Genomic DNA, 12,486 nt, shown 5'->3' with positions numbered 1-12,486 from the left:
AGATGATAATAGTTTAAGATATCATACTAAAAAGAATGCCATACCTATATCTATTTAAAAATCAATATATTATATCGATTTAAACCAATAAAAGTGTTCGCTTATGATACAGGCACCGTTCGGTTTAATGGCATGTTATTGGGCTATAGCTATTTATAGATTCGCCCGATGAGTGGATCGTTGAAGATAGTCTTCTTTAGTTTTTCCGCGTCGATCATGCCCTGGTGCTGATATACAACTTTACCATTGGGGTTAACCAACATGGTATAAGGCAAAGCGCCCGACCATTTAGGGTCGATGGCCTCTATCATTTTATACTTATTATCGCCAGTGTAGATATAGTTTTTGCCCGACGCCTGTTTGCGCTGTAAAAACTTATAAGCCTTATCCCTTGCAGAAAGATCATCAGTTGTGATGCTTACAAACTCCAGACCCCGGTCGCGGTACATGTGATTGATAGTTACCAGGTCAGAAAATTCGGCAACGCAGGGGCTGCACCATGTCGCCCAAATATTGATGAGGCGCAGTTTACCTGTTTTGCTTTCCAGTAAATGCTTTATACCATTTATATTGATGGTGTCCAGCTTTACCGGTTCATTAGCCCAGGTTATCGTGGCCTTTTTTATCCAGTCGCGCTTTTCGGCCCATTTTACCGAGCAGCCAAAGGTTTTGGTAACCGGTACCGCGATTTCTTTACCGGCCAATAAAGCATCAATGGCATCCCGTGCATCTAAAGATGTGGGCGTTTTAGCGGGGTCTTCCATATCGTCGATGCGGCCATTATAGCGCAGTTTACGTTGTTTATCGAAAATAAAGACGTGTGGTGTAGATGTAGGGCCAAATTTTTTAGAAGTGATCTCGGTAGCGCCATCATACAGGTACGGAAAGTTGAAATGCTTATCCCGCGCACGGATCTTCATATCGGCAAACGAGTCGCCTACATCGCTGTAACCTAACTCATCCAGGCGTAATGCTTTGGGGTTGTTAGGATTGATGGCTACAACCCTAACCCCTTTGCCAGCATAGTCGTTAGTCAGTTTTATAACACGCTCCTCATAAGCTTGCGATGTAGGACAGTGATTGCACATGAATATCACTACCAATACTTTAGCACTTTTAAATGAAGCTAAACTGTACATTTTACCATTGACACCACGCAGGTAAAAGTCGGGTGCTGAAGAACCGATAGCCATTGTTTTATGATCGTCAACGGCAAATGCGCTGGTATAGATGAGCAATAACAGAAATGAAAAACAGGTAAACATCCTGCGGGTTAGCATCGGCATATTTGTAGTATTATTTTAAGTGTTACTTAAATATAATAAACGATTGCTTATATTGCTAACACCTTAACAATCAATATTATGCCTAATCACCTTTCAACCCTCGGAATTATCCATACCGCCATTAGTATTTTGGCTATCGGATCTGCTTTAGTAGCGCTGCCACGTTATGGTAAAATCGACCCTAAAACCAGCCCTGGCAAATGGTACATCGGCTTAACCATTTTAACCTGCTTAACGGCTCTGCCTATTATGCGCACAGGGCATCCTACACCGGGGCACCCACTGGCCATTATTATCTTAGTCCTGCTGCCTATCGGTATTTATGCGAAAGCCATACCAGTGCTGAAAAAAAAAGGCGATTATACGCAAGCCATTATCTTATCGTTAACGCTTTTTCTATCGATGGTGCCGGCAACCGTTGAAACATTAACGCGTGTACCCCTCAGCGGCCCTATCGCCGCCAGCGATCAGGATCCGATTGTAAAGACCACTCTTGGCATTATATTCATTATTTTTTTAATTGGGGTTACCTATCAGACATTAAAAATAAAAGCCCGGAAGAAAGCGACTGTAACGCCCGATAATAGTATGCATTTGAGTTAAATTAGTAATTCATAAAAAAGTCGCGCCAAATTTAGCGCGACTTTTTTATGAACCCCCGTCATCCCGAGCGATAGCGAAAGATACCCCGATAAGCAGGACGGTAATACATAGCCGGGGATATTTAGCTATCGTTCAACATGACGAGGTGTGTTTTGGGATCCTTCGCTATCGCTCGGGATGACGGATTTTTATTCCTTCTTTACTCCCCATATGGTAACCGGGCCTAATAAGCCCGATGGATTTAACGTAGTCCTTGGTGGGCCGAATGCAGGCGGGCCGGGGCTCAGGAACCTTTTATCAGCCGGCAATTGCAAGTCGCCGGTTATGCGGTTGCTCCATTCGTTCGTCACTTTTATTTCGACGATATTCTTACCGGGTTTTAGCTGGTTGCCTAATGCGGTGATATAAGGCGCCTTCCATAGCGTATCGGGCTTGCTGCCATTTACGGTAACTACGGCAATATCCCCTACCTGTCCTAAATTTAACCAAACAGCAGACTTATCTTTTAACCACTCCTTTTTTACATCGATAGTTTTGGTGTAGGTAGCTGTACCCGAAAAATACTTGATACCGGGATCAGTATTCGTTGTCCATGATGCCAGGCTATCCGTTTGTATAGATGCCGGAGCGCCCCAACCGCCCGGGAACCCCAATGTCCACGGGCCTGTAATGGTACCAAGCATCGCAGGTAGATTGTAAGTGATCGTGCGGCTTGTTGCCGAAGTATTATTATTGAACAGCACATAAACAGCTTCGCGGGGAGCCAGGTGCAGGTGTACGGTAGTTGCATTGCCACTCATGTTAAATGCGGCAGGTTCCGAGTTGCCCGAATCGGCATGCCACAGCTCCGGGTCTTTACCGGTGATCCTGAAATCGGCATCCAAATCTTGTTGCATATTTGTGCGGTTTACCATCAGGTAGATATCGCTGTTACCGTCGTGGCGGTGTATCCATGAAACCTCGGCCAGCGGGCGATGCGCGTCTACATCTTTAATGACACCGTTGGCTTGCAGTACACGTTGTAAAGGCAAACCCCAAATCACTTTGCCTTTGCCATAGGTGCGGGTGGTGCGACTAACACCATCCAAATCGCCCCAAACTTCGCTGGTAATTTGGTTTAATTCTTCATCTGCCGATGGATAACCCGTTAAGCCCGGCGATTTGATTGGCTTAGGTCCTACGATAGTCGCGCCTGCCTGCGCCAGCGCTTGTATTTTGCGTAAAACAGGTAAGGTCATTTCCTGTGTTTCGGGAAGTACCAGTATGCTGTAATTCATGCCATCAGGCAATACCAAACGACCTTTATCATTGGCCGACATGCGGGTTAACAAGGCATCGGCATTGATATAATCGAAAGCGTATCCATCGGGCGTAGCTGGCTGTATTCCCGGCCCCCAGAAAGGCATGGTTGATGGCGCGCCCTCGTTCAGCAGGTAAACAATATCGGCAGTATACAGGCCGCGCTGCATCATATAGCTGTTGCGGGCAAGGTAGGTCATAAAAGGGCGACCCAATTCTGCCCAGGTGATGTTACGGTTGATGTGGGTACCCACCATGGTATTGCCGGGCTTGGTGTCCAGCGGCTGGTGCGCCGAGGTATGGAATACCAGGCGGTTAACCCCTTGCGTAAACCAATAATCGGCAATATTTTTCAGCGTATTGGGCGCTTCGTATCCGCCACCGGTATAAGCTTCGGCAGCAACTAAATTTTTCCCATAGATGTGCGATGCCGAGGCCGCGCCGCGCATGTCTTCGTAATACATCGATGAGGGATGCAAATCACGAACCCAAAACTCGCCCATGGGGATATCTACAAACTTCTTGTTCAGCAAGGCATCCTCTATCGATTCCAACGACACGCCGCCGGCTTCGCTGTAGGTTTTAACGCCATCTTTATTCAGGTAATCGGTAACGGTTCCATAATGGTTTTCGGCTATCAGGTCTACCAGTGTACGGCGAAAATCCCACAGAAAGCGATCACTTGTTTCGGCATTACCTATAATATGCCCGGCCAACGCCGGCAGATACGGCAGGATGTTGTAGCCGCGGCGTTTAGCAAATTCGGCAGGCATTTCGTCTGTCCAGTTTTGGATGTTGGCCTCCCAGCTATCCATCACCATGTATTGCAGGCTTTTGCCATATAGCGGGCCAAGGGCCTTTTTAAGCGGAGCGGTATACCCATCCATATAAGCCGATACGTGCGCCTTGCTCATCTTATCCGACTCGTAGCCCAAACCTGAGGGCACCGCCGGGCGGTTTTTAGCCCCGGTAAGCGCGTAACCGAAACGCATGATCGTCCACTGGCCTTTAGGCAGGTTGATGCCGTTCAACGTGCCATCGGGTTGCATTTGTTTGGTCAGGTCGATGATATCATCAGGTTTAATATACGATGCCGCAGCCTGTGCAGGTGTTTCGGTATTAGTATATTCAAACAAGAAATTAAAACCGGCCTTGTCCTCCCAGCGATTGATGCGTGCACCGCTGTGCAGATGTACTTCGGTTAGCTGGTAGGCTGTGTCGACAGCGGTAGTAACTTCGGATATCACATCAGCAGGCTTGACGGGCGCGTTGGTGAATACCAGTTTGTAATATTTGCCTGTAACCTGCGGGAATGAATAAGTGCGGATATTCCCGCCACGATAACCCGATTTACCCGGGAATGTGGCGATGGTTTTATAGGCGATGCCATCGTTACTTACCTGTAAAGTACCAAATGGGATACCTCTGCGGCCTCCTATTGTAATTGCTTTAGACGTATATGGCTTAGCATAGGTCATCAATAGCCAACCCTTTTTTGAGGAGGGATCAGCCGGAATAGAAATACCGGTGGTTTGGTTCTCATCAAACAAGTCGTTGGTATTTATGCCACCTTTATATGTAGCTAAAACTGGATTTTCGACGGATGCGTTTTCATCAGTTGGTGTCCGGAAAGCCACAACGGCAAAATCTCTGTAAAAGCCTTTTGTGCTGGTACCGTTTTTCAGCAATGGCCCTGCGCCCTCGTTACTTGGTGGTTGGGGTAAGGTAATTTTAGGCGATGTGCCTGATATATTCACCGGCGTTTCACTCCAAACCAGCTTTTTCATAGCTTGCTCAGGTTTTACCCATGGGCCACCGGTTAAACTCCAGCCGGCTGAGGTGAACATGGTCATCTCCAGTTTTAAGCGATCCGCCTCAGTAGCGGCATATTTTACTGCGTCCAGCCATTCAGGCGATCCGAACACGATCTTATTCGGGACGGTTTGGCCTCCGCCAGATGCCACATCGCCCAATTGCATACCTTGTATACCCACGCGTTTCATCCATTCAAAATCTTTGGTGATACCTTCTTTGGTTACGTTGCTGTTTGTCCAATGCCACCATGCGCGCGGCCAGGCGCCGGGCGGTGGGTTCTTAAAATCAGACAGTAGTTTATTATCCTGTGCAATAGCACATAAATAAGTTATCAGTAGCAGGCTTATACCCGCTCCGGTTATCAATCGATTAGGTTTCATAACAGGTTAGTGTGGTTTGCTATAAATATAGCGTTTTATCTGTCTGATAAACAGTTTTAAGAGGTTTCAATTTCGTTACAGAAATCAATAAATTAGCTGCGGATACCATAAACCAATTGTAATTTGAAAACGTCTGTACTTTATAAAGTAGCCATGGGTATGGCTGTGTTTTTCCTGCTCGCTTTCTGCTTAATGGCAGCTACTTATCATATTGAAAATGGCGGGCCATCTATCATCAGCTTCTTCCTGGCTTTAGCTATCGGTTTCCTGCTCAACCCGAGGCTTAAAGGATTTACTTATACCATCATCATATTCGCAGCGGTTGCTACCGCGCTTTATTACCCGGCCAATTTTGTAGAGTTTAAAAGCTATAAATTAGCCGGACTGATCACTCCCCTGATACAGATTATTATGTTTGGCATGGGCACATCCATGAGTGTGCACGATTTTGCCGGTGTGCTGAAAAATCCACGGGGCGTGTTTATTGGAGTGACCAGTCATTTTATTATTATGCCGTTAATTGGTTTTACCTTAGCCAATCTGAGCGGGTTTCAGCCCGAGATAGCGGCAGGTATTATCCTGATAGGTTGCTCGCCTAATGGCATGGCATCAAATGTGATATCGTACCTGGCTAAAGCCAACCTGGCGCTGTCAATTACCATTACTGCCGTATCTACTTTGCTATCACCTCTATTAACACCTTTGCTTATCAAATTGCTGGCCGGTAGTTTTATCGAGATCAATGTGCTGAACATGATGTGGGATATCATGAAGATGGTGATCATTCCTATCGGCGCCGGCCTGGTATTTAATCATTTTATGCATGGCAAAGCCAAATGGCTGGATAAAGTTATGCCGTTGATATCGATGGCGGGTATCGCTGTTATCATCCTGATCATCATTTCTGCCGGCAGGGAAAGCTTGCTACATATCGGCCCATTACTCATACTGTTGGTGTTGGTACACAACCTGTGCGGGTATTTTCTTGGGTATTGGTCGGGTAGATTATTTAAGATGAGCGAGCGCGATTGCCGCACCATGGCTATTGAAGTGGGCATGCAAAACGGCGGACTGGCATCGGGCCTGGCCAAGGGCATGGGTAAAATAGCCACAGTAGGCCTGGCCCCTGCTATATTTGGCCCGGTGATGAATATCACAGGTTCGGTACTGGCATCGTGGTGGCATCGTAAGCCGATAAAAGATACGGAGCCCGAAGTGGTTGCCTTAACCTAAAAACAAGCAAGAGGCCGTCTCATAAGTCAATTATGAGGCGGTTTTTTCGTTGATGCCGATTTAGATGAGTTATTAGGAAAGCGGGACTGTATCAGCCTGCTTTCGATTTTTTTGAGTTGGTTCAGGTGTTTTTATCGGATAAAAAGCCTTTTTTATCAGGCTTTCCACTTTCTGAGGTTATGTGCGATGGATAATAACCCTATTTCGACCTCGGTTTTGGACATTCCCTTCAGCAGGAATCGCCTGAAGCCGTGATTATGCTTCAGGTTGGCGAACACCGGTTCGACATCTGCGGGCCGTCGCTTTCGGTATTTGATGCCCTGTTCGGTATTCAGTCTTTCTTTCGCTATCTGCTTGTGTATTCTAAGGCTGTGGTTGATCTCCACCACGCGGTTACCGGCTGCTTGGTGACAAACGCCCCGCATGGGGCAGTTTTCACAATTCTGCGCCTGATAGCGGCTGATCAGTTGCACATAGCCGGATGTGGAGACCCGCTGCCCGGTGCCGATATGCTGCATGTGTTGTCCCATCGGACATACCAGGTAATCTTCCTGTTCATTATAGTGCAAACTGTCATTACCGAATGCTTTGATGCCTTTATTTTGTTCCTGGTCGAACGTGTTGTATTTGATATAAGCTTCAATGCCTTTTTGCTGTAATACGCCATAGTTCTCGTCCGAACCGTAGCCCGCATCGGCCACTACCGCTTTTGGAAGTGCATGATATAAAGTTTCGTATTGTTCGATGTGTGATGGAAGGGTCTGGTAATCGGTTGTGGTTTGGTGCAGGCTATAGTTCAAGATGAACTGCTCCTGGGTGGAGATCTGCAGATTGTATCCGGGTTTAAGCTGCCCGTTCAGCATAGGGTCTTCTTTCATCCGCATGAAGGTGGCACCCGGGTCGGTCTTCGAAAAGCTGTTGCGACCGCCTAACAGCTTTTCCTGCTCGTCATACCGGGCCAGGTTCTCCGGCCAGTGCTTTTTGGCATAGTTCAGCTTCTGCCTTACTTTCTTATCGACATCTTCCTTATCGTCCAGGGCGGCGTTGATCTTTGAGATCGTTTCTTTTACTTTTTCCGGGTTGATCTCGCTGTATTCCAGCGGTGCGGTGTCTTTAAGTTCTTCGGCAGCGATGGTTTGCGCATAACTCCACAGTTCATCCAATTGGGCTTTCATCTTCTCCTTGCTGTTCTTAATGCTTTTGCCCCATACAAAAGTGTACTTGTTCGCTACCGATTCGATCTTGGTACCATCGGTAAAAACAGCTTCTTTCAGCGAGACGATACCTTCCTGCTGTAATAACAATACGATATGTGAGAAGATCTCCTTTAAAACACCCGACAGCTTCTCGCTCCGGAAACGGTTGATGGTATTGTGATCAGGCTTTTTCATGCCTAAAAGCCACATGAAATGTACATTCTGCGCGGCCTGGTCTTCCAACTTCCGTGAAGAATACGTGTTGGTCAGATAACCGTAGATCAGCAGCTTGAGCATCAGCCGCGGATGAAAACTGGATGCCCCGCCGCCTTTATACTTGCGGTTAATCGGTTTAACATCTACCTGATCGACCACCTTCGATACAATACGTACCGGATGACCCTGCGGTACCAGTTCCTCCAGTTTATACGGTAAAAAGGTTAACTGGTCAGGATCATATTCCTTAAAGACTACTTTTCCTCCCATGCCTTTAAGTTACTGAAAATTACGCTCAAAAACAAAGAGGCTGCCTCGCTTTTGAGACAGCCTCATTGCTTTACATAAACCATTCTACATCACAATCACTCACATATCTTCATCAGGCAACCACCGTTAAGGTAGTACCCTGAATACTTACGGTATATTGCTGTAAGGCAGCAGCAGCCGGCCCCATCAGCACGGCACCAGTTTTGCTAAACTGGCTGCCATGCAATGGGCATATAAAAATCCCCTGCCCGTTGTTGTAACCTATAGGAGTACCCTCGTGTGTACAGGCCACTTGAACAGCCGTAAACGACGATGCCGTATTACCCGCGGCTAAACGCACTAATATTACTCCGTTTGACGTTTTTGAACTACCAACAGTAGTTAACTCGGTATTCAGATCGGCGGTGAAAACATTGCCACTGCCTTTTGCCGGGCCTGTGCCGCCACTGGTTGGTGCAGGCGCATCGCTTTTACTGCCGCACGATGCAATGCCGCAACCGGCACATACGGCTAATATGCCTATACCTAATTTCGATAAAAACTCGTCTCTTTCCATAGGGCTTTAATTTCAATAATGATCGATCTTGTTATTTATTACCTCTCTTAAATCCTCTCCAAAGGAGAGGACTTGGGTTGATTTATTTATTCTTTATCCTTCTTTTTATGCCCGCCATTAAAATCAAACATCCTTGATATGGTGAAGCCTAAGCGATATTGGCCGCGACCAAATGCCATGCCCTGGCCGGCGCTCAGGTAGTTGATCTCGTTAACAGCACGCGCATTGGTTACATTCATGGTGAACACGTGGCCGCCGGTCTCAATTTCAAAACCTACACCCAGCGGGTCAGACCAATCGCTGTTGTTTTTGGCGAAATCTGAGAAGTTTTTGGCGTAATCGATGATCAAACCGGCACGGTTGCTGATCTTGAAGCGGGCGGTACCGGCAAGGGCAAAAAACGAGCTTGGTGCCCCTGTAACTGCCGGCATAGGTGTATTATTACGCACATAAGCTGGCGCTAACTGCATCGAAAAAGCGGGCCCGAATTTGCGAGCGAAAATAGCCTGCCCGAAGTATGATAAACGGTCGCTAAAGCTATTAAATGTACGATATGGCCTAACGCCGCCCTCGCCTATCAGTGTAATGGCAATTGGCGAACCACCGTTAGTAGTTTGGTGCAACACGGCATACTTTAGTTCCAGGTCGGCAAGGCCGCCTATTGTGCTACGGCCGATATCGATATTAAAATTATCGCTTATGCCATATTCTAAACCCAGGTATACATCGTTAACCGCATCTAAACCAAAATACGTTTGGCCGCCGCCTGATTTGCCTGCAAAATCGCCAAAGCGGTGAATTACCAAAAAGTTAAGGTTATTCTTTTTTATCATTTCGGTTGATTGCAGCAACACCATGCGCGATGACTTAAAAATAGTGACCCGCTCGCTACCGGTATCCTTGTTCATGGCGTTCATTAATGAATCGGCCGGGTTGGTTTTTTGAGCCATCACCGTGGCGCTTAACATTAGTCCTGCTAATGCTATGATCGTCGTTTTTTTCATTGATGTGAGTTTTAAGGTTTTATTATTTGCCCTGGTATTTACTATAAGTTGCCGATACCTGGACTTTTATAGATTCGGCTATGTTGTGAAACACAAGTGTTGGTATGGTGATCTTGTGGTCGGCACATTTCACCATAAATTCGGTATTAAGGCTTACCACGCCGCCTTTTACAGTTAGTGTGCCGGGAATGGTGCGGGTTTGCTTTACACCATGCACCTCCAGATCGCCGGTGGCATTTACGTTATAGGTGCCATCCTTGCTTAGGTCGGGATGTTCCTGCACCTTGCCTTTAAATGTAGCATTGGGGTATTTATCGCTTTCCATGTAATTCTCGTTAAAATGCTCCTGCATCAGCGACTTCTGGAATTTGAATGATTTTACAGGAACGCTGAAAGCCATATCGCCGGTAGCGGCATTATAAACAGAGGTACCGTTGGCAGTTTTAGCCTCGATATCCTCTATCGGAGCTTTTGAATAAATGCTGATAGCGGCATTTTTACAGGTATAGAGATCCCCCCCTGCCTGGCTAATCCCTAACCAGGCAAGTAAAATAATACTGATATGTTTCATAGTTTTAAGGCGTTATCGACCTATTATTGATGTTCCAGCGCACACCCAGTGCAACTCCCGCCGACTGGAGTTTAACCCGGGCATTACCGATATCGGTAAGCGGTACTTTTAAGTACGGCTGCGCCGCAATACTAAATTTGGTATTTAACTGATGTTCGTAAGTAGCGTTTAAATTAAGCACACCGAAATAATGCCTGTTTTTATTGGTAACCGTAAAGCTGGCCGGGCCGGTAGTGTACGGAGAGGCATAATTATAAGTGTATTTTTCTTTTAGCATCAGGTATGAGGAAAGCCCCGAACCTACGCTGAATGAGTTCCTGTTTCTGCTATATAATTTATAATCTACATTTAAAGGGATATCCAGTACGCGGCAATCGGCATATACATTCTGCGGATCGGTTTTAAACTTATACCCGGCATAGTAATCGGCAAAATCGGCTTGGTAAGGCTTTTTAGAATAGGCGGCGCCTGTACTGATAGTGAGTTTTTTGGTAACACCTACCGATAGCAGCAAGCCTATATTGGTACCTACCTTTGCATTCTGAAACGAACTTACCCCATTAATATCAGGCGATGCCATGATAGCTAAGCCAAATTGTGGTTTAAAGCCCGATGGGTTGCTTACTTTAGGTTTTTTAACCGTAACCGGAGCAGCCTGATTAGCTGGATTATTATCGGTAACAGTTTGTTGTGTACCTGCGGATGCTATCACATTGGTGGATGTTGTTGTATTAGCATCATTAACCTTGCTATCTGTATTACCCGGTTTTACTACCTGGTCGTTTACTTTGTTATCGGTTTTAGGATCAACCTTAGCTAATATATCTTGTTGAGATGTATTATTTGTTACAGGTTGTACATCATGGCTATCAGGCCGTTTGTCTACAGCTTTATTTGTAATTAACGGGGCATGTTTAATAGTAACATGCGCATATGCAGGCGCTGTTGGTGCAGTCTTATTGACATCAGTCCCTGCAATAGCCTGGTTATTTGCATTAGGTGCTATTTGTACGGGTGTTGTACCGTTAACATTATTACTATCCGGCCTGTTATTTACAGGCAATTGCGTGGATGGCTTAATCGAAACGGTTGGTTTCACTTCAATTTTGGCTGGTTTAAACATCCACCAACCTAAAAACAATAACAGTATAGCGGCTACACTACCTAAACGGGGCAGCCAGTAAATAATACCGCGCGGCGCCTTGTCAGCATCAAGCAGCTGTTCAAGGTCATCCCAATCCTGGTCGTTATATTCAGCAAAGGAGTCTGGTGTACCCAGTCCTTTTTTTAATAGTTCATCCAGTTTATTTTTTTCTTCCGCGCTCATATCCTTATCCCGTTATTAAAAAAAATGCCGTTTATATCTGTCGAGCTAATAGCTACTACAGATGAGTAATTCATTTTGCCGCCCTGATCGGTATAGGGCTGCTCTGCCTTTAATATCATTAGTTTAAGCTTTTGCCGTGCCTTGTGCAGGTTTGATTTTGACGTACCGGCGCTAATGCCCAGCATTTCGCCAATTTCATCGTGCCCGTAACCTTCTATAGCAAATAAGTTAAATACTGTTCGATACGCTTGTGGTAGTTTCTGAACAAGAGCCAAAAGCTGGTCGTAGTTCAGTTTTTTATCAGCCAGTTCGCCATCGCTTATGTGTTCGGCCTTTTCCAGATCATCAGTATAAGCCATTTTTAAATTCGCCCGGTAATGATCTATCGAAGCATTCATCATGATACGGCCCAGCCAGGCTTTAAACGGCCGGCTATGATCATACCTGTCTATATTGGTAAATACTTTAAAAAATCCCTGGTTCATTACTTCCGCTGCCTCGTCCCTATTCCCCGCATACCTTAAACAAATACCCATGGCAAAGCCATAAAATGCTTTGTAGAGCAATTTCTGGCATTTCCTGTCCTGCTTGGCGCAGTTCCTGATCAGTTGATGTAGATCCTCTTCAGTCATCTGGGTTTTGCCTGTTTAAAATTGATGCGATCGTTTTAATAGTTGTGTTTACAGTTAAAAACGAAGCACAATTTATAAAGGTTGCCTGACACGCATTT

At 45.9% G+C, this 12,486-nt stretch carries 10 protein-coding genes; 2 read left to right on the top strand and 8 right to left on the bottom strand.

Annotated features, from left to right (window positions below; all coding sequences use genetic code 11):
• Nucleotides 1–149: 149 nt before the first annotated feature.
• A complete protein-coding gene (locus HQ865_RS09280; protein ID WP_202020462.1) occupies nucleotides 150–1,286 on the bottom strand; it encodes a redoxin family protein in 1,137 nt (378 codons plus the stop codon).
• Nucleotides 1,287–1,364: 78 nt separating this feature from the next.
• On the opposite strand from HQ865_RS09280, the gene HQ865_RS09275 reads away from it, so the two are divergent.
• On the top strand, nucleotides 1,365–1,889 hold the full coding sequence (locus HQ865_RS09275) for a hypothetical protein (protein ID WP_173414628.1): 525 nt from the start codon (nucleotides 1,365–1,367) through the stop codon (nucleotides 1,887–1,889).
• 188 nt (nucleotides 1,890–2,077) lie between these two features.
• On the opposite strand, the gene HQ865_RS09270 is transcribed toward HQ865_RS09275, so the two are convergent.
• Entirely contained in the window at nucleotides 2,078–5,383 is a 3,306-nt protein-coding gene (locus tag HQ865_RS09270; RefSeq protein ID WP_173414627.1) for a glycosyl hydrolase, read from the bottom strand.
• Nucleotides 5,384–5,506: 123 nt separating this feature from the next.
• Here HQ865_RS09270 and HQ865_RS09265 point away from each other — a divergent pair, with 123 nt between their 5' ends.
• The gene (locus HQ865_RS09265) at nucleotides 5,507–6,616 is read left to right on the top strand and encodes a bile acid:sodium symporter family protein (RefSeq protein ID WP_237073783.1); all 1,110 of its coding nucleotides are present in this window, start codon (nucleotides 5,507–5,509) and stop codon (nucleotides 6,614–6,616) included.
• Between the two features lie 155 nt (nucleotides 6,617–6,771).
• On the opposite strand, the gene HQ865_RS09260 is transcribed toward HQ865_RS09265, so the two are convergent.
• The 6 genes from HQ865_RS09260 to HQ865_RS09235 form a co-directional block, all read right to left on the bottom strand.
• A complete protein-coding gene (locus HQ865_RS09260) occupies nucleotides 6,772–8,298 on the bottom strand; it encodes an IS1182 family transposase (protein WP_173414626.1) in 1,527 nt (508 codons plus the stop codon).
• 112 nt (nucleotides 8,299–8,410) lie between these two features.
• The gene (locus HQ865_RS09255; protein WP_173414625.1) at nucleotides 8,411–8,854 is read right to left on the bottom strand and encodes a QcrA and Rieske domain-containing protein; all 444 of its coding nucleotides are present in this window, start codon (nucleotides 8,852–8,854) and stop codon (nucleotides 8,411–8,413) included.
• An 86-nt stretch (nucleotides 8,855–8,940) separates the two neighbouring features.
• A complete protein-coding gene (locus HQ865_RS09250) occupies nucleotides 8,941–9,858 on the bottom strand; it encodes a DUF5777 family beta-barrel protein (RefSeq protein ID WP_173414624.1) in 918 nt (305 codons plus the stop codon).
• Nucleotides 9,859–9,880: 22 nt separating this feature from the next.
• On the bottom strand, nucleotides 9,881–10,429 hold the full coding sequence (locus tag HQ865_RS09245) for a YceI family protein (protein WP_173414623.1): 549 nt from the start codon (nucleotides 10,427–10,429) through the stop codon (nucleotides 9,881–9,883).
• 4 nt (nucleotides 10,430–10,433) lie between these two features.
• The gene (locus HQ865_RS09240; RefSeq protein ID WP_173414622.1) at nucleotides 10,434–11,756 is read right to left on the bottom strand and encodes a hypothetical protein; all 1,323 of its coding nucleotides are present in this window, start codon (nucleotides 11,754–11,756) and stop codon (nucleotides 10,434–10,436) included.
• Entirely contained in the window at nucleotides 11,753–12,388 is a 636-nt protein-coding gene (locus HQ865_RS09235) for an RNA polymerase sigma factor (protein ID WP_173414621.1), read from the bottom strand. Before HQ865_RS09235 ends, HQ865_RS09240 begins: the two co-directional genes overlap by 4 nt.
• Nucleotides 12,389–12,486: the final 98 nt, after the last annotated feature.

Origin of the sequence: Mucilaginibacter mali (genome assembly GCF_013283875.1) — a bacterium.
In the GTDB taxonomy this organism is placed as follows: Bacteria; Bacteroidota; Bacteroidia; order Sphingobacteriales; family Sphingobacteriaceae; genus Mucilaginibacter; species Mucilaginibacter mali.
The sequence above is the reverse complement of the archived record's forward strand: the minus strand, read 5'-3'. Positions and strand labels throughout refer to the sequence as shown.

Bases quoted from the DNA above. Each gene is read 5' to 3' on its own strand.
- HQ865_RS09275 (WP_173414628.1), top strand. From the start codon at position 1,365: ATGCCTAATCACCTTTCAACCCTCGGAATTATCCATACCGCCATTAGT.
- HQ865_RS09235 (WP_173414621.1), bottom strand. From the start codon at position 12,388: ATGACTGAAGAGGATCTACATCAACTGATCAGGAACTGCGCCAAGCAG.
- HQ865_RS09260 (WP_173414626.1), bottom strand. From the start codon at position 8,298: ATGGGAGGAAAAGTAGTCTTTAAGGAATATGATCCTGACCAGTTAACC.
- HQ865_RS09280 (WP_202020462.1), bottom strand. From the start codon at position 1,286: ATGCCGATGCTAACCCGCAGGATGTTTACCTGTTTTTCATTTCTGTTA.
- HQ865_RS09270 (WP_173414627.1), bottom strand. From the start codon at position 5,383: ATGAAACCTAATCGATTGATAACCGGAGCGGGTATAAGCCTGCTACTG.
- HQ865_RS09255 (WP_173414625.1), bottom strand. From the start codon at position 8,854: ATGGAAAGAGACGAGTTTTTATCGAAATTAGGTATAGGCATATTAGCC.
- HQ865_RS09240 (WP_173414622.1), bottom strand. From the start codon at position 11,756: ATGAGCGCGGAAGAAAAAAATAAACTGGATGAACTATTAAAAAAAGGA.
- HQ865_RS09245 (WP_173414623.1), bottom strand. From the start codon at position 10,429: ATGAAACATATCAGTATTATTTTACTTGCCTGGTTAGGGATTAGCCAG.
- HQ865_RS09250 (WP_173414624.1), bottom strand. From the start codon at position 9,858: ATGAAAAAAACGACGATCATAGCATTAGCAGGACTAATGTTAAGCGCC.